This window comes from Streptomyces sp. ICC1 (assembly GCF_003287935.1).
Taxonomy (GTDB): Bacteria; Actinomycetota; Actinomycetes; order Streptomycetales; family Streptomycetaceae; genus Streptomyces; species Streptomyces tritrimontium.
Map to the genome: position 1 here is coordinate 293,706 of NZ_CP030287.1, position 21,968 is coordinate 315,673.

General features: G+C 72.9%; 19 protein-coding genes. 8 read left to right on the forward strand and 11 right to left on the reverse strand.

What is annotated here, in order from left to right:
- Positions 1-21 precede the first annotated feature (21 nt).
- The 4 genes from DRB96_RS01360 to DRB96_RS01375 form a co-directional block, all read right to left on the reverse strand.
- Positions 22-3,153, reverse strand: coding sequence for an efflux RND transporter permease subunit (locus DRB96_RS01360; protein WP_112446386.1), 3,132 nt, complete (start codon positions 3,151-3,153; stop codon positions 22-24).
- Positions 3,154-3,321: 168 nt separating this feature from the next.
- Positions 3,322-4,047, reverse strand: coding sequence for a response regulator transcription factor (locus tag DRB96_RS01365; protein ID WP_239515985.1), 726 nt, complete (start codon positions 4,045-4,047; stop codon positions 3,322-3,324).
- A gap of 34 nt (positions 4,048-4,081) precedes the next feature.
- A complete protein-coding gene (locus DRB96_RS01370) occupies positions 4,082-5,902 on the reverse strand; it encodes a glycosyltransferase (protein WP_112446387.1) in 1,821 nt (606 codons plus the stop codon).
- A gap of 53 nt (positions 5,903-5,955) precedes the next feature.
- Positions 5,956-6,747, reverse strand: a complete 792-nt coding sequence (locus tag DRB96_RS01375) for an adenosylcobinamide-GDP ribazoletransferase (protein ID WP_112463193.1) — start codon at positions 6,745-6,747, stop codon at positions 5,956-5,958.
- Positions 6,748-6,874: 127 nt separating this feature from the next.
- Here DRB96_RS01375 and DRB96_RS01380 point away from each other — a divergent pair, with 127 nt between their 5' ends.
- On the forward strand, positions 6,875-7,639 hold the full coding sequence (locus tag DRB96_RS01380) for a hypothetical protein (RefSeq protein WP_112446389.1): 765 nt from the start codon (positions 6,875-6,877) through the stop codon (positions 7,637-7,639).
- A gap of 99 nt (positions 7,640-7,738) precedes the next feature.
- Here the strand turns inward: DRB96_RS01380 and DRB96_RS01385 are convergent, their stop codons facing one another.
- Together DRB96_RS01385 and DRB96_RS01390 are read right to left on the reverse strand one after the other, a co-directional pair.
- Positions 7,739-8,017, reverse strand: a complete 279-nt coding sequence (locus DRB96_RS01385; protein ID WP_112446390.1) for a hypothetical protein — start codon at positions 8,015-8,017, stop codon at positions 7,739-7,741.
- A 14-nt stretch (positions 8,018-8,031) separates the two neighbouring features.
- Positions 8,032-8,823: a PspA/IM30 family protein gene (locus tag DRB96_RS01390; protein ID WP_112446391.1), complete on the reverse strand. Its 792-nt coding sequence runs from the start codon at positions 8,821-8,823 to the stop codon at positions 8,032-8,034.
- A gap of 291 nt (positions 8,824-9,114) precedes the next feature.
- On the opposite strand from DRB96_RS01390, the gene DRB96_RS01395 reads away from it, so the two are divergent.
- Together DRB96_RS01395 and DRB96_RS01400 are read left to right on the forward strand one after the other, a co-directional pair.
- Complete coding sequence (locus DRB96_RS01395) at positions 9,115-9,723, forward strand: DUF3043 domain-containing protein (protein WP_204357607.1); 609 nt, start codon at positions 9,115-9,117, stop codon at positions 9,721-9,723.
- 53 nt (positions 9,724-9,776) lie between these two features.
- A complete protein-coding gene (locus DRB96_RS01400; protein WP_112446393.1) occupies positions 9,777-10,535 on the forward strand; it encodes a class I SAM-dependent methyltransferase in 759 nt (252 codons plus the stop codon).
- Between the two features lie 74 nt (positions 10,536-10,609).
- Here DRB96_RS01400 and DRB96_RS01405 read toward each other — a convergent pair whose 3' ends face one another.
- Positions 10,610-10,822, reverse strand: coding sequence for a hypothetical protein (locus DRB96_RS01405; protein ID WP_112446394.1), 213 nt, complete (start codon positions 10,820-10,822; stop codon positions 10,610-10,612).
- 104 nt (positions 10,823-10,926) lie between these two features.
- Here DRB96_RS01405 and DRB96_RS01410 point away from each other — a divergent pair, with 104 nt between their 5' ends.
- The 5 genes from DRB96_RS01410 to DRB96_RS01430 all read left to right on the forward strand — a co-directional run bounded on the left by DRB96_RS01410 (position 10,927) and on the right by DRB96_RS01430 (position 17,319).
- Entirely contained in the window at positions 10,927-12,159 is a 1,233-nt protein-coding gene (locus DRB96_RS01410; RefSeq protein WP_112446395.1) for a bifunctional adenosylcobinamide kinase/adenosylcobinamide-phosphate guanylyltransferase, read from the forward strand.
- A gap of 73 nt (positions 12,160-12,232) precedes the next feature.
- On the forward strand, positions 12,233-13,321 hold the full coding sequence (cobT, locus tag DRB96_RS01415) for a nicotinate-nucleotide--dimethylbenzimidazole phosphoribosyltransferase (RefSeq protein WP_112446396.1): 1,089 nt from the start codon (positions 12,233-12,235) through the stop codon (positions 13,319-13,321).
- A gap of 84 nt (positions 13,322-13,405) precedes the next feature.
- The gene (locus DRB96_RS01420; RefSeq protein ID WP_204357608.1) at positions 13,406-15,346 is read left to right on the forward strand and encodes a phosphatidylglycerol lysyltransferase domain-containing protein; all 1,941 of its coding nucleotides are present in this window, start codon (positions 13,406-13,408) and stop codon (positions 15,344-15,346) included.
- Complete coding sequence (locus tag DRB96_RS01425; RefSeq protein ID WP_112446397.1) at positions 15,343-16,065, forward strand: hypothetical protein; 723 nt, start codon at positions 15,343-15,345, stop codon at positions 16,063-16,065. Before DRB96_RS01420 ends, DRB96_RS01425 begins: the two co-directional genes overlap by 4 nt.
- A gap of 33 nt (positions 16,066-16,098) precedes the next feature.
- Positions 16,099-17,319 (forward strand): histidine kinase, encoded by a 1,221-nt coding sequence (locus DRB96_RS01430; protein ID WP_112446398.1) that lies wholly within the window; start codon positions 16,099-16,101, stop codon positions 17,317-17,319.
- 52 nt (positions 17,320-17,371) lie between these two features.
- On the opposite strand, the gene DRB96_RS01435 is transcribed toward DRB96_RS01430, so the two are convergent.
- From DRB96_RS01435 to pelF, 4 genes are read right to left on the reverse strand one after another with little or no spacing between them, the layout of a single operon-like run.
- Positions 17,372-18,199 (reverse strand): endo alpha-1,4 polygalactosaminidase, encoded by an 828-nt coding sequence (locus DRB96_RS01435; protein ID WP_204357609.1) that lies wholly within the window; start codon positions 18,197-18,199, stop codon positions 17,372-17,374.
- A complete protein-coding gene (locus DRB96_RS01440) occupies positions 18,196-18,888 on the reverse strand; it encodes a spherulation-specific family 4 protein (RefSeq protein WP_239516077.1) in 693 nt (230 codons plus the stop codon). The genes DRB96_RS01435 and DRB96_RS01440 overlap by 4 nt, the downstream gene beginning before the upstream one ends.
- A 15-nt stretch (positions 18,889-18,903) precedes the next feature.
- Positions 18,904-20,433 carry a hypothetical protein gene (locus DRB96_RS01445; protein WP_112453134.1) on the reverse strand — a complete coding sequence of 510 codons (1,530 nt, stop codon included), beginning with the start codon at positions 20,431-20,433 and terminating at the stop codon, positions 18,904-18,906.
- Positions 20,430-21,959 carry a GT4 family glycosyltransferase PelF gene (gene pelF, locus DRB96_RS01450; RefSeq protein WP_112446399.1) on the reverse strand — a complete coding sequence of 510 codons (1,530 nt, stop codon included), beginning with the start codon at positions 21,957-21,959 and terminating at the stop codon, positions 20,430-20,432. The genes DRB96_RS01445 and pelF overlap by 4 nt, the downstream gene beginning before the upstream one ends.
- Positions 21,960-21,968 lie beyond the last annotated feature (9 nt).

Here is a 21,968-nt window from a genome sequence, read left to right on the forward strand (position 1 = left end):
GTGTACGGGTTCCCGCGCGGGTCAGACCTTGACGGGGCTCTCGTCCTCCGAGGAGGCGGACGGGGCCGGGACCACGGTCAGCCGGGCCGTCTTCTTCGCGCTGCGGCGCTCCTTGCGGAGCTCCAGCATCGTGTAGAGGGTGGGCACCAGGAGCAGCGTCAGCAGGGTGGAGCTGATCAGGCCGCCGATGACGACCACCGCGAGCGGCTGCGAGATGAAGCCGCCCTCGCCGGTGATGCCCAGCGCCATCGGGAGCAGCGCGAAGATCGTCGCCAGTGCCGTCATCAGGATCGGGCGCAGTCGGTGCCGGCCGCCCTCGACGACCGCCTCGACCACGCCGTAGCCCTGGGCCCGGTACTGGTTGACCAGGTCGATCAGGACGATCGCGTTGGTCACCACGATGCCGATGAGCATCAGCATGCCGATCATCGCCGGGACGCCCAGCGGGGTGCCGGTGATCAGGAGCAGGCCGAGCGCGCCGGTGGCCGCGAACGGGATGGAGACCAGCAGGATCAGCGGCTGCACCAGCGAGCGGAAGGTCGCGACCAGCAGCATGAACACGATCGCGATGGCCGCGAGCATGGCCAGGCCCAGCTGCCCGAAGGCCTCGCTCTGGTCCTGTCCGACGCCGCCGATGGAGGCGGTGGTGCCCGCGGGCAGGTCCAGGGCGTCGATCTTCGACTGCAGGGCGGCGCTGATGGCGCCGGTGTTGTCGCCGACCGGCTTCGCGGTGATGGTGGCGGCGCGGGCGCCGTCGATCCGGGTCATCGCGACCGGGCCGGGGACCTCCTTGACCTCGGCGATGTCGCCGAGCTTGACCGGGCCGACGGGCAGCGCCTGCAGCTGGGCCAGGGTGGCGGCCGGCTGCGCGGACTTGATGACGATGTCCCGCTCGGTGTCGTCCAGTACTGCCTTGCCCGCCGGGTTGCCCCGTACGGCCTGGCCGACGATGGCGCCGAGCGCGGCCTGGTTCAGGCCGAGTTCCGCGGCCTTGGGGGTCGCGGTGACCGAGATCCGGGGCACGGACTGGGACAGGTCGCTCTGGACGTCGGTGACGTCGTCGAGCTCGGCCACCTCGGCGCGGACCTGCTCGGCCGCCTGGGCCAGGACGGCCCCGTCACCGGCCTTGACGACGACGCTGAGGTTCTGGCTGCCGAAGCCGTCACCGGCCGCGATGGTGGTGTCGCCGATGCCGTCGAGCCCCTTGAGGGCGGTCTCGATGTGCTTCTTGGCGGCGTCGGCGTCCTCCGCGCTGTCGAGCGTGACCTGGTAGGAGGCCTGGTTGGAGCCCGTACCGCCGCCGAAGGCGGCCATGAAGCCGGAGGAGCCCACGGTGACCTGGTAGTCCTTGACCCCGTCGGTCTCGGAGAGGACCTGCTCCACCTTGCGGCTCGCCTCGTCGGCGGCGGCCAGCGAGGTGCCCGGGGGCAGCTGCTGCTTGATGCTCAGGACTTCCTGCTCGCCCTGGTCGAAGAAGTTGGTCTTGAGCAGCGGGGTCATGCCCAGCGTCGCGACGAGGACCACGACGGCGACGGCCAGGGTGGCGAGCCGGCGGCGGGTGACCAGGCCCAGCGCCCGTACGTAGAACTGCTGGAGCTTGCTGCGGGACTCCTTCTCCTCGGCCTCGCGGCGGGCCTTGTCGATGCTCGCGGCGTCCCCCTCGGTGACGCCCTTGGGCGCGCGCAGGAACCAGTACGAGAGCACCGGCACGACCGTGAGGGAGACGATCAGCGAGGCCAGCAGGGCCGCGGTGACGGTGATCGAGAACGGGCCGAAGAACTGGCCGACCATGCCGCCCACGAAGGCGATGGGCAGGAAGACGGCCACGGTGGTGAGCGTGGAGGAGGTGACCGCGCCGGCCACCTCCTTGACCGCGGTGATGATCGCGCTCTGTCGCTCCTCGCCGTAGCCGAGGTGGCGCTTGATGTTCTCCAGGACCACGATCGAGTCGTCGACGACGCGGCCGATGGCGATGGTCAGCGCGCCGAGCGTCAGCATGTTGAGGGACAGGTCGCGGGTCCACAGCACGATCAGCGCGAGGACGACGGACAGCGGGATGGAGACCGCGGTGACCAGCGTCGAGCGCAGCGAGCCGAGGAAGACCAGGATCACGATGACCGCGAAGACCAGGCCGAGCAGGCCCTCGGTGGTCAGACCCGAGATGGACTTGGCGACGGGCGGGCCCTGGTCGCTGACCACGGTCAGGTCGGCGCCGGAGCCGAGGGTGGAGCGGAGCTCGGGCAGCTTGTCCTTGACCGAGTCCGAGATGGCGACGGCGCTGCCGTCCTTGTCCATGGTCAGGACCAGGGCGAGGCTGGGCTTGCCGTTGGTGCGGGTGATGGAGTCGGCCTTGGCCGGCTCCTGCTTCACGCTCGCCACGTCGCCGAGGCGGACGGCCGGCTTGCCGGGTCCGGGGGTGAGGCGCAGGTCTTCGAGCTGGGCGAGCGAGGTGTAGCCGGAACCGACGCGCACGGTGCGGTTCTTGCCCGCCTCGTCGAAGGAGCCGGCGGGGACGGTGGCGCCGCCCGCCTGGAGGCCCTGGGCCAGGGCCGAGCCGTCGAGGCCGGCGGCGGCGAGCTTGGCGTCGTCCGGGGTGACGGTGACCTGGAGGTCCTGGACGCCGTTGACGGTGACCTGGCCGACGCCCGCGATGTCCTCCAGGACGGGGATGACGGACTTGTTCAGCTGGTCGGCGAGCGCCTGCTGGTCCTTGTCGGAGGTGACGGCGAGGACCACGGTCGGCATGTCGTCGGTGGAGCCGGCGATCACCTGCGGGTCCACGGCGGCGGGCAGCCGGACGCGGGCCCGGTTGACGGCCTGCTGCACGTCGGCGACGAGCTGCTTGGTGCCGTCGTCGCCGTACTCGAAGGTCGCCATGATGACGGCGTTGCCCTCGCTGGCGGTGGAGGTGATGCCGGTGATGCCGTCGACGCCCTTGAGCATGGCTTCGATCGGTTCGACGACCTGCTTCTCCACCACGTCGGGCGAGGCGCCCTGGTAGGGCGCGAGCACGGACACCATCGGCAGGTCGATGGAGGGCAGCAGCTGCTGCTTGAGCTGCGGGATGGCTATGGCGCCGAAGAGGAGCGCGACGAGCGACACGAGGCCGATCAGCGCCCTTTGGGCCAGGCTGAAGCGGGACAGCCGGAACATGGGTATGGGGATCTCTCTGCAGTGACGTGGGTGACGTCTGTGAAGTCATGCCGTCGGGCACACTCGAAGCCCCCTCAGCTTTTCGTGTGCGCGGGCACCACAGCGTCGGCCCCAGGTCCCGTCCTTACCCGGGGCATACCGCGTCCGCAGTAGGCGGGGCTACTGCGACTACTCAGCCCTGGGCCGGACTAGTCCCGATTCGTACGCGATGACCACCAATTGGGCACGGTCGCGGGCGCCCAGTTTCGCCATGGCCCGGTTCACGTGCGTCTTGACGGTGAGCGGGCTGACCTCCAGCCGGCCGGCGATCTCGTCGTTGGACAGGCCCGCCGCGACGAGGACCAGGACCTCGCGCTCGCGTCCGGTCAGCGCGGCCAGCCGCTTCGCGTGCGCGGCGGTGGCGATCGTGTCGGCGGCGCCGCCGCCCTGGGCGAGGAAGGTGGCGATGAGCCCCTTGGTGGCGGCCGGGGAGAGCAGTGCGTCGCCGGCGGCCGCGACGCGGATGGCGTTGAGCAGCTCATCGGGCTCGGCGCCCTTGCCGAGGAAGCCGGAGGCGCCCGCCCGCAGGGCCGCCACGACGTACTCGTCGACCTCGAAGGTCGTCAGCATCACCACGCGTACGGCGGCCAGTTCGGGATCGGCGCTGATCAGGCGGGTGGCGGCGAGGCCGTCGGTGCCGGGCATCCGGATGTCCATGAGCACGACGTCGGGCTGCAGCCCGCGCGCCAGCTCGAAGGCCTGCGCGCCGTCGGAGGCCTCTCCGACGACGCACATGTCGGGCTCGGAGTCGACGAGCACCTTGAACGCGCTGCGCAGCAGTGCCTGGTCGTCGGCGAGCAGCACCGTGATGGGCGCCAGGTCCGGGGCTGGGGTCGGGGGCGGGGTCTCTTCCACGCCCCGACCCTACGTCGTCCCCGCGCGGCCGGGCTCAGCCCAACCGGGTCGGAGCCTGCCCGGGGAGGTGGCCGGCGCCCTGCGCCGGGACGTAGCCCATGGCCGGCTCCGGGACGTAGCCGGCGGTCAGCGCGGGGGCGTGGCCCATGGCCGACACGGGGGCGTAACCGGCGGTCTGCGCGGCGACGTAGCCCATGGCCGGCTCCGGGACGTAGCCGGCGGTCCGTCCCGGGGCGGAGACGGCCACCGGTACCGCGGGCGCGGTCTCGGCGGGGGACGCGGCGGGCAGCGGGAGCCTGCGGACCACCTCGACGCTGACGTTCTCGAACTTCGCGGTGAAGAACACGGTCGCGGCCAGTTCGGTCCCCGAAGCCTGGCCCTGGGCGACCACCCTCGGCCGGCGCGCCGTACGGTCCACCCCGGGCACCGAGTTGCGGCCGAACCGGACCGAACGCATCACGCCGTCGGCCCGGATGTTCAGGAAGAGGTCCCAGGTGCCGGGGAGGATCGGCCCTCCGTCGATGGCCGCGAAGTCCACGCCCACCTCGAAGCCGCCCGGGGCGGCGCCCGAGGTGGCGCCCGGCTCGGACGCGGGGAGCGCGGTGACCGGAACCAGGTGCTCCAGGCCGGTCTCGCGCTGCCTCAGCACCAGTTCGGTGCCCATCTGCCCGGTCCCGATGGGGGCGATGCGCCCGTGGCCTGTGAGGTGGAGCCGGCTGCCCTTCCACGCCACGGAGTCGAGCCGGTGCACCACCTTGAGGGTGTCGGTGATGTCGTAGAGGGCATCCGGGAGCCCTACGGCGGCGTCGCGGAAGAGCGGGAAGAGGCGGTACACGCGGTCGTTCTCGGCGAGGTGCCGCGGCGGGTTCTTCTCCGGGTTGTGGGCGGCGAGGTGCTCGAAGGCCTCCATCGCCCCGTACAGGAAGCAGTACATCCGGATCCGGTCGATGTGCGGGAGCTCCGCGTACATGTCGGGGGTCCAGTACGCGTCGCACATCGCCTTGCAGCGCCAGTACACCTCGGCGGCGAAGTCGGGCCGGGCCGCGCGCGCCCGTGCGGCCGCCGCCATCGGCCTGCGGACCAGGGCGCGGAAGTGGCGCCCCAGCATCCTGCGGCGTCCCACCGGATCCTGCACCGCGTCCGAGACCATCCGCATCGCGCGATCGATGTACTCGACGGTCTCCCACGCGGTCCGGGGCCTCGCGGAGATGTTGCCGCCGTCCGGGCGCTTGCGCAGGAAGTAGCAGTCATAGTCCCCGACCACCGATATCTTGCGCGCGGCGAGGAACGCGGCGGTCATGAAGATCTGGTCCTCGCCGTACCAGAGGTCCTCCGGGTAGCGGATCCGGCCGCGCTCCAGGACCTCGCGCCGGATGAGCTTGAAGGTCCGCAGGTCCCGGTACACCTCCGAGGTGTACAGGTCCGCGCTGTCGGTGTGCCGGTACGCCTTCTCCGAGACGGCCCGGCCCAGTCCGACGTGCCGGCCCACGACCACGTCGCTGTCCTGGCGGTCGGCCGTGGCCACCATGCGCTCCAGCGCCTCCGTGCCGAGGTAGTCGTCGGCGTCGACCACGTGGACGTAGCGGCCGCGGGCCATGCCGAGGGCCCGGTTGCGGGGCGCGCTCGCGCCGCCCGAGTTCGCCTGGTGCACGACCTGGATCTGCGGATGGCGGGCGGCGTAGCGGTCCAGCTCGGCACCGCTGCCGTCCGTGGAGCCGTCGTCGACGACGATCAATTCGATGCGTTCGAGGCCGATGCTCTGGGTCACGACCGATTCGAGGCACTCCCCGAGGTACGGCATCGCGTTGTAGACGGCGATGATCACGGATACGTCGGGGGTGAACTCTCGGTGCATATTGAAGGACTATAAACGACCAATAAGGTTCACCTACGGGTACCCCAAGGGCTTCACCCCAGGGCCAGGACCACCAGGGCCGTCGTGGCCGACAGCTCGGCCAGGGCTCCGAAGACGTCGCCCGTGACCCCGTCGAAGCGGCGTACGCAGCGGCGGAGCAGGAGCTCGGCCGCCAGCAGGGCCGCGAGGACCGCCGCCGCGTACTGGCCGGCGTGCGGCAGGCCCAGCGGGAGCGCGGCCGCGGCGGCCAGCACCACCGTGACCGCGGCGATCGCGGCGGCCGCGGCGCGCGGGACCGCGCCGGCGACGGCCGCGCCGAGCCCGCCGGGGCGGGCCGGCGGGACTCCGTCGCGGGAGGCCAAGGTCATGGCGAGGCGGGCCGTGACGGCGGCGACCACGGCGGCGAGGGCGCCCCGGACCCAGCTGTCGGCGTAGACGTTCGACAGCGCCGCGACCTGCACCAGCAGGACGAACACCAGGGCCACCACCCCGAAGGGCCCGATGTCGGACTGCTTCATGATGCGCAGCGCCGCCTCGGCCGGCTTGGCGCTGCCCAGTCCGTCGACCGTGTCGGCGAGGCCGTCCAGGTGCAGGGCGCGGGTCAGGGCCGCCGGCACGGCGACGGTGACGGCCGCGGCCAGCAGCGGGCCGCCGCCGCACAGCAGCAGGAGCACGCCGGGCACGGCGGCGAGGAGTCCCACGACGAGCCCGGCCAACGGGGCGCAGGCCATGCCGGTGCGGGCGGCCGGGCGGTCCCAGCGGGTGATGCGGGCGGGCAGCACGGTGAGCGTCCCGAAGGCGAAGCGCACCCCGTCGAGCAGGGAGGCCCGGTCCGGGGGAGGCATGGGAGGGGACGTGGGGGACGGGCCGTCGTACGAATCTGTCATCGACGCGAACGCTACCCGCTCACCGCGGGCGGTAAGTTACCCATTACGGTCAAAATCGGGAGCTGCCGAACAGAGAGTCTGCGGTATGGGTCACTGGTGGTATCGAAACATCGTCGAGCCGGGGAAGCTCCCCCTGCTCCTCGCCCTGCTCTCCTTCGTCACGTCCTTCCTCGTGACCCGGATGATCACCCGGATGATCCGGGCGGGACGCGGACCGTTCAAGAACGTCACCCCGGGCGGGCTCCATATCCACCACGTCGTGCCGGGCGTGATCCTCGTGATCATCGGCGGCTTCGGCGCCATCGGCAGCAGCCGGCACAGTTTCGGGGCCGGGCTGTCAGCCGTGATCTTCGGGCTGGGCGCGGGTCTGGTGCTGGACGAGTTCGCGCTGATCCTGCACCTGGACGACGTCTACTGGAGCGAGCAGGGCCGCAAGAGCGTGGAGATCGTGGTCCTCACGGCGGCGATCGTGGCGCTGGTCCTGGGCGGGTTCCTGCCGTTCGGGGTCAACGACCTCACCTCCGACGAGCGGCACAACCGCGGGCTCGTCGCCATAAACACGGCGACCAACTTCTTCCTGGCCCTGATCGCCCTGTGGAAGGGCAAACCGCGCACCGCGTTCTTCGGCACGGTCATCCCCTTCGTCGCGATGATCGGCGCGATCCGGCTGGCCCGGCCCGGTTCCCCGTACGCGAAGAAGTTCTACGCGAACCGCCCGAAGGCCCGCGCCAAGTCGGGGCTGCGCGCCTTCCACCACGACCGCCGGTGGGCGGCGCCGCGCCGCAAGCTCGAGAACTTCATCGGCGGGACCCCGGACCCGGAGCGGGGCCCCGGCAAAGAGAAGCACTGACGCACGGAGCATGAGGAAGGGCCCGGCCCCTGGAAACCACCCCGGGGCCGGGCCCTTGCCCGTACGTCGTGCGCGCGGCTCAGCCGTCGTGCGCGCGTCTCAGCCCGGGATCAGGCCGTCGTCGCTGAGCATCTCCCTGACCTCGTCCAACGAGGCGCCGGGTGCGGGCAGGATCAGCTCGGACGGCTCCAGCGCCTCGTCCGGTAGCGGCTCGCCGAGGCGGCGCACGGCGTCGAGCAACTCGCCCAGCGTGCGCCGGAAGCCCTCCTCGTCGCCCGCTTCCATCTCCGCGAGCAGGTCGTCGTCCAGCTTGTTGAGCTCGGTGAAGTGGCTGTCGGCCAGCTCCACCTGCCCCTCCCCCATGATGCGGACAATCATGACGGGCCCCTGTCCTACTGCTTGTCGAACCGGTTCTGGGTCTGCGACGGCTGGCCGGCGCCCGGGGCGCCGCCCTCGATGGCCTGCTGCTGGGCGGACGGGCCGCCCGCCAGCTCGGCCTTCATCCGCTGGAGCTCCAGCTCCACGTCCGAACCGCCCGAGATGCGGTCCAGCTCGGCCTGGAGGTCGTCCTTGGCGAGCCCGCTCGCGTCGCTGAGCGCGCCGGAGGCGAGCAGCTCGTCGATCGCGCCCGCACGCGCCTGCAGCTGGGCGGTCTTGTCCTCGGCCCGCTGGATGGCGAGGCCGACATCACTCATCTCCTCGGAGATGCCGGAGAAGGACTCGGCGATCCGGGTCTGCGCCTGGGCCGCCGTGTAGGTGGCCTTGATGGTCTCCTTCTTGGTGCGGAAGGCGTCCACCTTGGCCTGCAGCCGCTGGGCGGCCAGCGTCAGCTTCTCCTCCTCGCCCTGCAGGGTCTGGTGCTGCACCTCCAGGTCGCTGACCTGCTGCTGCAGCGAGGCCCGGCGGGACAGGGCCTCGCGGGCCAGGTCCTCACGACCCAGGGCCAGCGCCTTGCGGCCCTGGTCCTCCAGCTTGCTGGACTGGCCCTGGAGCTGGTTGAGCTGCAGCTCCAGGCGCTTGCGGGAGGTCGCCACATCGGCGACGCCCCGGCGCACCTTCTGCAGCAGTTCGAGCTGCTTCTGGTACGAGTAGTCGAGGGTCTCGCGCGGGTCCTCGGCCCGGTCAAGGGCCTTGTTCGCCTTCGCGCGGAAGATCATCCCCATACGCTTCATGACACCGCTCATGGGCTTCGCGCGCCCCCTTCTAGACGGACTTCGCTCAGGTCACCGACAGTCGCGACCCCCGGTCTCCCGAGATGATCGCCACAGGACCCACAGTACGGGCCCTGCATCCATTACCGCACTGTTCGAGTACGGATGCGCTCCTCCTCCAGGACGACTGCCACGCCGCCTTGTCAGGCGTAAGGAGTAGGTGCTCCCCCCACAGCCCGCTCGCAGGTCCGCAACAAGAAGGACGCCCGCCGTTGCCGGATCGTTCCCCGCCGGGATGGGGGCCGTGCCCACAACCACGTACCCTTGGGTTTTGTGTTTGGTAGCCGATCCTCCAAGGAAGAGAAGGACGCCGCCACCGACAAGGTGAGCGCCGACCTCTCGCAGTCCCGTGACCCGCAGGCCCCGAAGGGCCGCCCTACGCCGAAGCGTGCTGTGGCCCAGTCGCAGCGCAAGGCCGTGGTGGCCTCGACCGGCAATCGCAAGGAGGATGCCAAGCGAGCCCGTGAGCGCCGTCGTGTCGAGATGGCCAAGCAGCGCGAGGCTCTCGCCAGTGGCGACGAGCGTTACCTGCCCAACCGCGACAAGGGCCCCGTCCGCCGCTACGTGCGCGACTTCGTGGACTCCCGCTTCTCGGTCGCCGAGATGTTCCTGCCCCTGGCAGTGGTCATCCTGGTGCTGAGCATGGTCCGCGTGCCCTCCATCCAGAACATCGCGCTGCTGCTGTGGCTCGGCGTGATCGCGCTGATCATCGTCGACTCCGTCGGCATGTTCATCCGCCTGCGCAAGGCCCTGAACCAGCGCTTCCCGGACGAACCCAAGCGCGGCGCCGTCGCGTACGGCCTGATGCGCACCCTCCAGATGCGCCGGCTCCGTCTGCCGAAGCCGCAGGTCAAGCGCGGGGAACGGCCCTGAGCCGAGGAACGCCCGGAGCGTTCGGCGGGGGCGGTTTCGCGGACGGTGCCCGCTTGTGGCTCGAGGGGCTCGGGGGGCTGCGCAACGCGGTCCGCCAAGAGCTCGTCGGCCGCCAGGTCGACGAGCAGATCGCGCACCGCTTCCCCGTCGGGCAGCGGCTGCGCGTCCTCGACGTCGGCATGGGCCAGGGCACCCAGGCGCTGCGCCTGGCCCGCGCCGGGCACAAGGTGACCGGTCTGGAGCAGGACCCCGACATGCTGGCCGTCGCCCGTGAGGCGCTGGCCGCGGAGCCCGCCGGGATCCAGGACCGCGTCCGCCTCATGGAGGGCGACGGCCGGGAGACCGGCGCGCACTTCCTGCCGGGCAGTTTCGACGTCGTGCTCTGCCACGGCGTCCTCATGTACGTGCCCGAACCGGACGCCATGCTCGCCGGGCTCGCCCGGATGCTGGCCCCCGGCGGGCTGCTGTCCCTGCTGGTGCGCAACGGCGACGCCCTCGCCATGCGGCCCGGCCTGGACGGCGACTGGCCGGCCGCGCTGGCCGCCTTCGACACCGTCGGCTACACCAACCGGCTCGGCCTGGACGTGCGCGCCGACCGGCTGCCCGCGCTGACCGCCACCCTGTCCGGCATCGGCGCCCCGCTGCAGACCTGGTACGGCGTACGCGTCTTCACCGACGGCACGGAGGCCGGGGCGGAGCTCCCCGCCGACGCCGAGCTGGAACGGCTCCTGGCCGCCGAGGACCGCGCCGGGCGGACCGACCCGTACCGCGGGATCGCCGCGCTGCTGCACCTGTGCGGCGTACGGGGCTGAGACCCGCCCCCGACACGCGCCGGAGCCCGGACCCGTCCATCGGGTCCGGGCTCCGGCATGTCCGGCCCTCCGGATCAGGCGTCGAGCGCCTCGCGCAGGCTCATCGTGTAGAGCTCGGTGCCGTTGTCGTCGGACAGCTTCACCTTCTCGGTGCCGCCCTCCAGCAGGTCCTTCCAGTACTCGCCGATCCACGACTCGGCGTCGCCCTGCGTGGTGAACTCCTCCGGCACCACCGACGGACCGGTCTCACTGCCGTCCGCCGTCTCGAACCGCCACGTCCACGCCATGTCCGCCTCCGTTGGTCGTCCGCCACTCGCACGCTTCTCACCTTGAGTGTGCCCGCAGACTAACCGGGCGCGCAGCAGTCTCGACGACGCGGGAGGATCATCCTGTGGAACTCACTCTGCTCGGCACCGGCACACCCGAAGGACTGCCCCGCCCCGGCTGTCCCTGCGCCGCCTGCGCGGTCAGCATCGGCCCCTTGGCGCGCGCCGCCACGGCCGTGCTCGTGGACGGGGCGCTGCTGCTCGACCTGACCCCCGGAGCCGTGCTCGCGGGCGCCCGCGCCGGGCACTCCCTGGCCGCCGTACGGCAGGTCCTGCTGACCCACCCGCACGACGGCCCGGCCGTCGAGCTGCCGCCGGGGCTGCCGGCGGCCGGGCGGGTGCCGGACGGGCGGGAGCTCGCCGTGATCTCCGGGCACCGGGTGCGGGCGGTGCCCATGGACGCGCCGGGCACCGGGTACGAGGTGACCGGGCCGGACGGCGCCCGGATGCTGTACCTGCCGCCCGGCGGCGCACCCGCGGGCGCAGGGGGCTCCCCCCGGACGAAGTCCGGGGCAGGCACCACCGCGCCGCGCCCCTACGACGTGGTCCTCGCCGACGTCCTCGGCCGGCCCGAGGCGCTCGCACGGCTGCGGGCCGGCGGGGCGGTGGGCCCGTCGACGGACGTGATCGCCGTCCACGTCGACCACGGCACCCCGCCGGGCCGGGAGCTGGACCGCCGCTGCGCGGCCGAGGGCGCGCGGGCGGTGCCGGACGGCACGACGGTGACGACCGGGGAGTACCGGCAGGCGCCGGCCGTGCCGCGCCGGACGCTGGTCCTGGGCGGGGCCCGCTCGGGCAAGTCGTACGAGGCGGAGCGCCGGCTGGCCGGCTTCCCGGAAGTCGTCTACGTCGCCACGGGCGGTACGAGGGACGGCGACGCGGAGTGGGCCGCCCGGGTCGGGCTCCACCGGGAGCGGCGGCCGTCGTCCTGGCGGACGGTGGAGACCTGCGAGCTGGCGGAGCTGCTGGCGCGGGAAGGGCCCGCGCTGCTGATCGACTGCCTGTCGCTGTGGCTGACGGACGCCATGGACCGGGCGGGGGCCTGGGACGACGCGGTCTGGGCGAACGGAGGCGCCAAGGAGCTGCGGGAGCGGACCGCGGCGCTCGTGGCGGCCGTCCGCGCGACCCGCCGCCCGGTGGTGCTGGTCAGCAACGAGGTGGGCTCCGGCGTGGTCCCCGCGACCGCGTCGGGGAGGCGCTTCCGCGACGAGCTGGGGCGGCTGAACGCGGAGGTCGCCGGCGAGTGCGAGCACGTGCTGCTGGTGGTGGCCGGCCAGGTGGCGACCCTGAAGGAATAGCCCCGTACCGCACCGCGATCCGGACCGCCGGGACCGTTCGGGCCCCGTGGGGGTCGGCTGTACCCTCTGGCAAATGACCACGCTGAATCTCGACGACTTCTCTGATCTGATCGAGCGCCCCGACGGGGGCGTGCGGCGTGATGCCGAGGAACGCCGTGAGCGGCTGGCCGTGCCGGTCGGTGCGCTGGGGCGGCTCGACGAGCTCGCCGAGTGGCTCGCGGCCGCGCAGGGGCGGGTGCCGGTCGCGCCGATCGAGCGGCCGCGCGTCGTCCTGTTCGCCGCCGACCACGGGATCGCCGCCGAGGGGGTGTCCGTACGGCCCGCCGGCAGCGCCCACGAGCTGGTGCGGGCCGTCCTCGACGGGAAGAGCCCCGTGGCCATCCTGGCCGAGCGGCTCGGCGCCACCGTGCGGATCGTCGACGCGGGCCTGGACTGCCATCTCGACCTGCTGCCGGAGGAGATCACCAAGCACCGCGTCCGGCGCGGCAGCGGGCGGATCGACGTGGAGGACGCGCTGACGGCCGAGGAGGCCTCGCAGGCGCTGCGGCTCGGGATGCGGATCGCGGACGAGGAAGCCGACTCCGGGACCGACCTGATCGTGCTCGGGGACCTGAGCGTCGGCGGGACCACCGTCGCCGCGACGCTCGTCGCCGCCCTGTGCGGCACCGACGCCTCCGTCGTCACCGGCCGCGGCGGCGTGCCCATCGACGACCTGACCTGGATGCGCAAGTGCGCGGCGATCCGCGACGCGCTGCGACGCGCCCGGCCCGTCCTCGGGGATCAGGTCGCGCTGCTCGCGGCCGTCGGCGGGGCGGACGTCGCCGCGATCACCGGCTTCCTGCTCCAGTGCGCGGTGCGCCGGACCCCCGTCATCCTCGACGGGGTCGTCTCGGCCGCCTGCGGGCTGGTGGCCCAGCGCGCCGCGTTCCGGGCGCCGGACTGGTGGCTGGCCGGACAGGCCAGCGGGGAGCCCGGCCAGGCCAAGGCCCTGGACCGGATGGCGCTCAACCCTGTGCTCGACCACGGCGTCACTGTGGGAGAAGGAACCGGGGCATTGCTGGCTCTTCCCCTCGTCCAGGCGGCCGCCGCACTCGCGGCGGAACTCCCTCCGGGGGTCCCCCCGGACGAAGTCTGGGGGAGGGCGGCCGAGCCGACGGAATGAGTCACCGGGGCCCGCGGTCCTGACCAGGCCGCGGTCCTCCGGACTGCCGAGCACGGACTGCGACGCCCCATATCATCGCTTTTTATGGGAGAGGTCCGTTTGACCAGCGCAGAGACCGACCGGAAGACCGACCGGGGAACCGGTGGGGACCCGAACGGCAACGGCAAACCGGGGGGAAGCCGGGAGACCGGCCAGGGGAAGGGCCAGGGGAACGGCCAGGGGAACGGCCCCGGCACCAACCGGGAAGGGGGCCGGGGCAGCACCCGGTCGCGGCGCAGCGCCGCGTTCGTGGTGTGGTACCTGCGCGCCGTCACCTTCATCAACTTCCTCAGCGCGGTGTGGGTCTCGCTCGGCCAGGACCTGCGCCGGCACAGCACCGCCGATTTCTACACCCCGTACCTGCTCACGGCGGGCTTCGCCTCCGCGGCCTTCTCGCTGCTGCTCACCGTCACCATGGGCCGGCGCAAGCGGGCCGCCTGGATCCTCAACCTCGTCCTGGCCGGGCTGCTGCTGCTGGCGTTCGCCGTGGCGGCCGTCGCCTCCTTCACCCCCTGCTCGGGCGGCACCTCCGAGTTCTGCTACCCGGAGTTCCGCGACCACGCCCAGAACTGGGTGGCCTTCGCGCTGACCTCGCTGTTCGTCGCCGCCCTGCTGCTGGGCCGCCGGGAGTTCTACGCCAAGGGCGACCGCTCCAATCCGCTGCTCGCCAGCCTCGTCGCCTCCGTCGGCCTGCTGCTGACCTCGCTGGTCGCCGCCCTGCTCGTCGGTGCGACCAACACCGACCCGGACGCCGCCGACGCCACGTTCCTGGCCCGCTGGCGGTACGGGGTGATGCGGCTGGTCACCCTGGCCCCGGACGACAAGGCGTACAACGCGATCACCACCCCCGGCTGGGTGGACGTCGCCATCAACGTCATGTCGACGCTGCTGCTGCTCGCCGTGCTGTTCGCGGCCTTCCGCTCGCGCCGCGCCGTGGACCCGATCGGCGAGGACGACGAGGAGAAGCTGCGCGCCCTGCTCGCCCGGCACGGGGACCGCGACTCCCTGGGCTACTTCTCGCTGCGCCGCGAGAAGTCCGTCATCTGGTCCCCCACCGGCAAGGCCGCCGTCACCTACCGCGTCGTCGGCGGGGTCTCGCTGGCCTCCGGCGACCCGATCGGCGACCCCGAGGCCTGGCCCGGCGCCATCGACCCCTGGCTGGCCGAAGCCCGCGAGCACGGCTGGGTCCCCGCCGTGATGGGGGCGAGCGAGGAGGCCGGGCAGATCTACGCCCGGCACGGGCTGGACGCGCTGGAACTGGGCGACGAGGCGATCGTCGAGACCGCCGAGTTCACCCTGGAGGGCCGCGCCATGCGGACCGTCCGGCAGGCGTACAACCGTGTCAAGCGGGCCGGGTACACGGTCCGCATCCGCCGCCACGCCGACATCCCGTCCGAAGAGATGGACGTGCTCCTGCTGCGCGCCGACGACTGGCGCGACGGCGCGACCGAGCGCGGGTTCTCCATGGCACTGGGCCGACTGGGCGATCCCGGCGACGGCCAGTGCGTGATGCTGGAGTGCTTCGACGGCGACGGCACACTGCGGGCCGTGCTGTCCTTCGTGCCGTGGGGACCCAAGGGCCTGTCCCTCGACCTGATGCGCCGTGACCGGGATTCCGAGAACGGCCTGATGGAGTTCATGGTCATCGAACTCCTGGAGCGCTCAAAGGAGATCGGGGTCACACAGGTCTCGCTCAACTTCGCGATGTTCCGCTCCGTCTTCGAGCGTGGGTCGAAGCTCGGCGCCGGTCCGGTGCTGCGCATGTGGCGCTCGCTGCTGAGCTTCTTCTCGCGCTGGTGGCAGATCGAGTCCCTCTACCGGGCCAACGCCAAATACCGGCCGATCTGGGAACCGCGGTTCATGCTCTTCGAGAAGAGTTCGGACCTGCTGCGGATCGGTATCGCGGCGGGCCGGGCCGAGGGGTTCCTGGAAGCCCCCGGCCTGCCGAAGTGGATGCACCGCAGACATCTGGAGAGCAAGCGTTGACCACTGCCTCACTACGGCGGTTCGCCCGCCGCGAGTGGGGGCCCCTGTACCGGACGGTCCGGGACGCGCTCGTCCACGACAAGTGGCGGGCGATCCCGATGACGATCGGCGCGGTCCTGCTGACTTCGGTCTTCCAGATCGTGCAGAACACGTCATGGGGCTTCCAGCCGGTCCAGAACCTCGGGTCGGTCAAAGCCGCCGACCCGCTCTGGCTGGCCCTGCTGCGGACCCCCCTGTCGCTGTTCGTGCCCGCGCTCGACCTGCCGGTGTGGGGCGCGCTCGCCCAGATCCTGCTGGTCTTCGGGATCTCGGAGATCTGCATCGGCTGGTGGCGCACGCTGGTCATCGGCTACATCGCCACCCTGGCCGGGACCACGTACGCGCGGATCGGGCTCTCGCTCGGCGCGGACCACCCCTTCGGCCTGCCGGTGTCGGACCGGATCGTCAACGACACCGGGCCCTCGGCCGCCGTGGTCGGCCTCGCCGTCTACGTCTGCTGGCGCTACCGGGCGTACCTGACGGGCACCGTCGTCATCGTGGTGATGATCGGCGAGCTGCTGTTCAAGGACAACCTGGCGGGCAAGGAGCACCTGGCGGCGATCGCCTCGGTGATGCTGCTCTGCTTCGCGCGCGCCAAGTGGGGCCCGGAGCGCTCGCGCACCCCCCTCGGCGTGCGCCCGCCGGCCCCTCCGCCGCCGAGGACCTCGCACAGGGCATAGGGGTGGGGCACGGGCAGGCCGTACCGTATCGGGGTGACGACTAACCCCGGACGCTTCGGCTCCGCCCGGCAGTGGACGCGGGACCATCCGCTGGCCAGCGACGCCGTGCTCGCGCTCGGAGCGCTCGTCGCCATGGTCGTCGGCTCCTTCGCCAACCCGCACGGGACCCACGGGCCGACCTTCGGGACCCGCACCCCCGAGGCGTTCTCGCTCGTGCTGATGGTCATCGGCGCGGCCGTCCTCGTGCTGCGGCGCAGGCGGCCCCGCACCGTACTGGCCGCGACGATCGGGCTCTCGCTGCTGGAGCTGACCACCGGGGAGCCGCGGGCGCCCGTCGCCATGTGCACGGTGATCGCCCTGTACACGCTGGCCTCCCGCAGCGACCGGCCCACCACCTGGCGGATCGGCCTGCTCACCATGGCCGGGCTGACGGGCGTGGCCATGCTGGCCGGCCCGCTGCCCTGGTACGCGCAGGAGAACATCGGCATCTTCGCCTGGACCGGCATGGCCGCGGCCGCCGGGGACGCGGTGCGCAGCCGCCGGGCCTTCGTCGACGCCATCCAGGAGCGGGCCGAGCGCGCCGAGCGGACCCGGGAGGAGGAGGCCCGGCGGCGGGTCGCCGAGGAGCGGCTGCGCATCGCCCGGGACCTCCACGACGTGGTGGCCCACCACATCGCCCTGGTCAACGTGCAGGCCGGGGTGGCCGCGCACGTCATGGACAAGCGCCCCGACCAGGCGAAGGAGGCGCTCGCCCACGTCCGCGACGCCAGCCGCTCCGCGCTGAACGAGCTGCGGGCCACCGTCGGGCTGCTGCGCCAGTCCGGGGATCCGGAGGCGCCGACCGAGCCCGCTCCGGGCCTGGCCGTGCTGGACGACCTCGTGGACACCTTCCGGCACGCCGGGCTCCCGGTGAAGGTGATCGTGCAGCTGGGACGCGACCGCGACCCGCTGCCGGCCGCCGTGGACCTGGCGGCGTACCGGGTGATCCAGGAGGCCCTGACCAACGTGCGCAAGCACGCCGGGCCGGGGGCGGACGCCGAGGTGAGCGTGGTCCGGGTGGGCGGCTCCGTGGAGGTGACCGTGCTGGACGACGGCGGCACCCCGGACGGTCCCGAGCCCCGGCCGGTGGACGAGGGCGGCGGGCACGGCCTGCTCGGGATGCGCGAGCGGGCCGTCGCCCTGGGCGGCTCCTGCTTCGCCGGCCCCCGGTTCGGGGGCGGCTACCGGGTGCACGCGATCATCCCGGCGGGCTGACCCGGAGCCCCCGGGCCCCCGGCCCCGGTGGCCGGCGGCCCGGAGCCCCGGGCTACCGGCAGACCTGGCGCCAGACGCCCAGTTCGTACTTCTTCTGCAGCGAGCTGAGCTTCGCCTCCCGGGCCCGCGGGCACCACTGCGCGAGCGGCTTCTCGTACTCGACGTGAAAGACCGCCTTGCCCGCCTCCACGAACGGGGCGAGCTTGTCGCACTCGTCGTACTGCATGCACTGCTCGTTGACCGCGAAATCGAACTCCCCCACCAGCTGCGGGATCTGGTCCAGGTCGTTCTTCAGCCCCACCGCGAGGCCCCGGTCGTGCGCGAGCTTCGCGATCAGCCGGTTGTACGCCAACTGGTCGGCGGCGGTGAGCGGGAACCCTGACTTGTTGCGGTAGGCGTCCATGTTGTCCGGCTCCACGGCGTCGAAGCCCTTGTCCCGGCACATGTCGAACCGGGCGGCGATCAGCGGCTCCAGCTCCGCGAGCCGCCGGATGTCGAGCCAGCGCTCGCCCTCCCAGCCGTTGCCCTCCCCGCGCAGCGCCGGCGGGAAGGCCCCGGCGTCCGGCCGGAAGTCCTCCCAGGCTCCGGTGGAGAGGTAGCAGACGGTCCGCCGGCCGGCCGCCTTCAGCTCGGCGACCTGCTCCTTGGTGGTGGTGAACCCGTCGACGTCGTAGACGGCCGCCTTCACCGAGGTGTCGAGCTTCCCGGTGAGCTGCCACTGCCAGCCGACGCCGGGCGCGGGCTGCCAGCGCTCCCCCGGCGCCGGGGCGGGCGAGAGGTCGTCCGGCAGGTCCTCGTCCTCCGGGGCGGACGTGCAGGACGCGAGGAGCAGCAGCGCCGCGAGGAGCAGCGTGCCGCGGCCCGCGAGGGTCCGTCTCATCCGGCGGCCTCCAGTGCGTACGGAAGGGTCCCCCACGGGTGCGCGCCCGTCCCGGGGACCGCGCAGTGCACGGCCGCGCCCCGCTGGACCGCGAGCTGCCCGGCGAGTTCGGCGGGGGCGCCCGGCGGGACGGCGTACACGAGGTGGCAGAACCGCTGGGCGGGGTGGTCTGCCGTCCACGGCGGTACGGCGGCCGCGTCCCGGTAGGCGTCCCAGGGGCCCTCGAAGGTGACGAGCAGGTCGGCGAGTTCGGCGTAGCCGGGGTGCGGGTGCACTCCGTGGTTGAGGACCAGGGTCCGCGCCCCGGCGGCCCGTGCGGCGACGCCGAGCCGTCCGTAGTGCGCGAGGAACTCCGGGCCGGCGGCGGCCTGGTCGAGGAAGGCCCCGTCGGTGCCGTACCAGTCCCGGTGGCGCAGCAGGTCCTGGACGACGGCGGCGTGCGGGCGGCGCCCGTAGTCGGTGTCGGCGTACCCCAGGACGGGCACCCCGGCTCCGCGCAGCCGCTCGGCGACGGCGGCGAACCGCTCGTCGGGGGCGTCGCCCGGCCCGCTGTCGGGGTTGAGCACCACCGAGTGCAGCCGGGGCGCGGAGCGGATGAGCAGCTCCCATTCCTCGGGCCGGTCGGCGGGATGCTCGTAAAGGGGCACCAGCAGCATGGGGTCCTTCTTCTCGTACGGGATCACGTGCATCCGGGTCCGGCCCCCTCAGCGGTGGGCCGTCGCGCGGCCGAGCAGCAGGCAGACGAGCGTGCCCAGCGCGAGGGCCGCGGCCCCGGCGACGGCCACCTGCACGGCACGCGGCTGGCCCGCTCCGAGGAGCAGGGCCAGGCTCTGCGCCACGGCGGCCGAGGCGACGACGACCGCGGCGGGCCGCACCGCCCCGAAGGACTGCAGGAGCAGCCCGGTCCACATCACGGCGCCGAGCAGCAGCAGGGTGGCGGTGCGCACCCCGGTCAGGGTGGGCGCGCCGGGCCAGAGCAGGGTTCCGGTGACGCCGAGGGCGAGCAGCACCGCGAGGTAGGCGGCGAGGCACTGGGTCAGGGTCGCGAGCATCCGCAGCCGGAACTGCCGGGGCGAGCGGGCCGCCCGCAGCCCGGCCAGGCTGCCGCTGCGGAACCGGTGGAGCAGCCATTCGGCGGGGCCCATGCTGAGGGTGAGGGCCACCGCCGAGGGGGCCGCGACCGCCTCGACCGGGCCGCCCGCGAGCACCTCGCCGAGGGCGGCGTACAGCACGAGCAGGCCGGTGCCCAGGCCGAAGACCCCGTACGGGACGGAGTCGCCGATCCGGGGGCCGCGCGGCGCGTACTCCTCCTCGGCGCCGCGCAGCATCTGCCAGCGGACCGGGCCCCGTTCGCCCGGGCGGCGTTCGCTCCAGGTGCGGACCCGGCGCACGAGGGCCCGTACCCCGTCGGCCAGGGGGAGCTCCCGCAGGGCCAGCGCGCAGGCGGCCAGCAGGGAGAGCGCCAGCAGGCAGACCCGCACCGGAACGGGCAGTTCCACCAGCAGCGCGAGCACCGCCCCGCAGGCCATCGGGGCCAGCGCGGCGAGCAGCACCCGCTCCCGCCCCAGCACGAGCAGCACGGTGGCGGCCCCGACGTACAGGGCCTGGCCGGCGGCGAAGGCGTAGGAGAACGGGGGCCCGCCGGGCACCGCCAGCGCGGCGGCGGTGCCGAGCAGGGCCCCGGCGGGGGCGCCGAGCAGCAGGGTCCGCCCGGCGGCGTGGCGGTCGCCGAGGCCGAGCCAGGAGTAGGCCCGGTGGGACAGGGTCTGGTCCCAGACCCAGCCGATGAGGGCCCCGGCGAGCAGGGTCAGCGTCCCGGCGGGCAGCCCCAGCCGGTCCTTGGGCCCCTCCAGGAGGGGTGCGCCCAGCAGGTAGGCGAGGCCGGGCAGAGCGAAGATCACCCCGCGCAGGAGGCAGGCGGTGAGGGGGACCTTCCAGGGGTCGGGCACCCGGTCGGGCTCCGGGTAGGAGCGCGGCACGCGGGCGTAGAGCTCCTCGGCGAGGCCGAAGGAGTCCTCGCGCCCGTAGGTGAGCCGGATGTGCTCGTCGGTCATCCCGTCGGATTCGAGGACGGCCGCGATCTCGTCCGGGTGTACGGCGGCCGCGATGAGGAGGTCGAGGCGCCCCGCGAGCTCGTCCATCGGGTCCTCGGCGGGCTCGGCGCTCTTGCGGGGCCGGGGCACGGCGGGCAGGGTGTCGCCGCCGGGCACTTTCAGCCAAAGCGATCCGCTCACCACAGGCTCCCGTCGGCGGCCAGTTCCTTGTACCAGGGGTCGGCGAGCCGCTGGGTCCACGCGTCGCCCGCGTGCACGGGCAGCACGGGCTGGCCCGCATGCTTTTCATGGGCAAGTTCGCGGTAGATGTGCCGGAAGCCGTCCACGGACTGGTGGAGCGTGAACTTCTCGACCACCCGCTTGCGGGACATCCGGCCCAGCTCGGCGCGGCGTTCGTCGTCGCGGAGCAGGGCGAGGGTGGCGCGGGCCATGGTCTCGGGCTCGCGCGGCGGGACGACGAGGCCGGTGTCGGCGACGGCCTCGCGGACCCCGCCCACATCGGTGGAGACGGTGGTGCGGCCGCAGGACATGGCCTCGATGATCGAGAAGGGGAAGCCCTCGCTGATGGAGGAGAGCATCACGACGGAGCCGGCCGCGTAGGCCCGGGCGACGTCGCTGATGCGGCCCTCGTAGGAGATCCCGTCGCTCACCCCCAGCTCGGCGGCGAGCTTCTCCAGCGTGAGCTTGTACTCCTCGCACCCGGCCGGGACCGGGCCGAAGAGGCGCAGCCGCAGGGCGGGCAGCTCCTCGCGCATGAACGCGTAGGCCCGGATCAGGGTTTCGAGGTCCTTGATCGGGTCGATGCGGCCGCACCAGCTGAGGGTGGGGACCTCCGGTTCGGGACCCGCCTCGGGGAAGGCGTGCGGGTCGACCCCGTTGTAGACGGTGCGGATCCGCTCGGACGCGGCGCCCCCGCGCTCCTCCCAGCGGCGGTTGTACTGGTTGCACGGGGTGATCAGGTCGGCCTGCCGGTAGCCCTCGGTGTTGAGCTCGCGGTAGAAGCCGAGCATCAGCGCCTTGACGGGCCAGCGCTGTTCGGCGGTGCGGTAGCCGAGGTAGCGCTCGCGCAGGTAGATCCCGTGCTCGGTGAGGAGGAACGGCACCTGGTCGAGGTACTTGGCGGCGAGCGCGGGGAGGGTGGCCAGCCCGCTGCTGACGGCGTGCGCGACGCTGTCGGGCGGGATCCGCACGGACAGCGGGCGCAGCGCGTGTTCCAGCAGGTCGGTGGCGGTGAGCGCGTCGTGGATGGTGGGCTCGGCGTCCGCGGTCGCGAGGCCGGCGCGGGTCCAGACGGTCATCAGCAGGCGCAGGACCGATTCGGAGCGCAGGGCCGGGGCGAGCCGGCCGGCGCGGGCCAGCAGGGCCAGTTCGCGCAGCGATTCGGAGAATCCCCCGCGCTGCGGGTCCAGCAGGGAGAGCAGGAAGGTCTCGTAGGTCTCGGTGAAGCGGCGCCGGGCCTTGCCCCGCAGGCCGGAGCGCAGCTTCCTGGCCGGCGCGGGCCCCCAGAGCGGAACGGCGGTGTGGCGGTAGACGTTGCGCGGCAGTTCCCAGGTGACCGGCTCACGTCCGGAGCCGGTCAGGGCTATGACGTTGAAGTCGACCTCCGGCATGCCGCGCACCAGTTGGTCGCACCAGGTGCTGACGCCCCCGTGGACGTGCGGGTACGTGCCTTCGGTGAGCATGGTGACATGACGCCCATGGCTCATGCGGTGTGT

Bases quoted from the DNA above. Each gene is read 5' to 3' on its own strand.
- DRB96_RS01360 (WP_112446386.1), bottom strand. From the start codon at position 3,153: ATGTTCCGGCTGTCCCGCTTCAGCCTGGCCCAAAGGGCGCTGATCGGC.
- DRB96_RS01370 (WP_112446387.1), bottom strand. From the start codon at position 5,902: ATGCACCGAGAGTTCACCCCCGACGTATCCGTGATCATCGCCGTCTAC.
- DRB96_RS01375 (WP_112463193.1), bottom strand. From the start codon at position 6,747: ATGCCTCCCCCGGACCGGGCCTCCCTGCTCGACGGGGTGCGCTTCGCC.
- DRB96_RS01380 (WP_112446389.1), top strand. From the start codon at position 6,875: ATGGGTCACTGGTGGTATCGAAACATCGTCGAGCCGGGGAAGCTCCCC.
- DRB96_RS01385 (WP_112446390.1), bottom strand. From the start codon at position 8,017: ATGATTGTCCGCATCATGGGGGAGGGGCAGGTGGAGCTGGCCGACAGC.
- DRB96_RS01390 (WP_112446391.1), bottom strand. From the start codon at position 8,823: ATGAGCGGTGTCATGAAGCGTATGGGGATGATCTTCCGCGCGAAGGCG.
- DRB96_RS01405 (WP_112446394.1), bottom strand. From the start codon at position 10,822: ATGGCGTGGACGTGGCGGTTCGAGACGGCGGACGGCAGTGAGACCGGT.
- cobT (WP_112446396.1), top strand. From the start codon at position 12,233: ATGACCACGCTGAATCTCGACGACTTCTCTGATCTGATCGAGCGCCCC.
- DRB96_RS01420 (WP_204357608.1), top strand. From the start codon at position 13,406: ATGGGAGAGGTCCGTTTGACCAGCGCAGAGACCGACCGGAAGACCGAC.
- DRB96_RS01435 (WP_204357609.1), bottom strand. From the start codon at position 18,199: ATGAGACGGACCCTCGCGGGCCGCGGCACGCTGCTCCTCGCGGCGCTG.
- DRB96_RS01440 (WP_239516077.1), bottom strand. From the start codon at position 18,888: ATGCACGTGATCCCGTACGAGAAGAAGGACCCCATGCTGCTGGTGCCC.
- pelF (WP_112446399.1), bottom strand. From the start codon at position 21,959: ATGAGCCATGGGCGTCATGTCACCATGCTCACCGAAGGCACGTACCCG.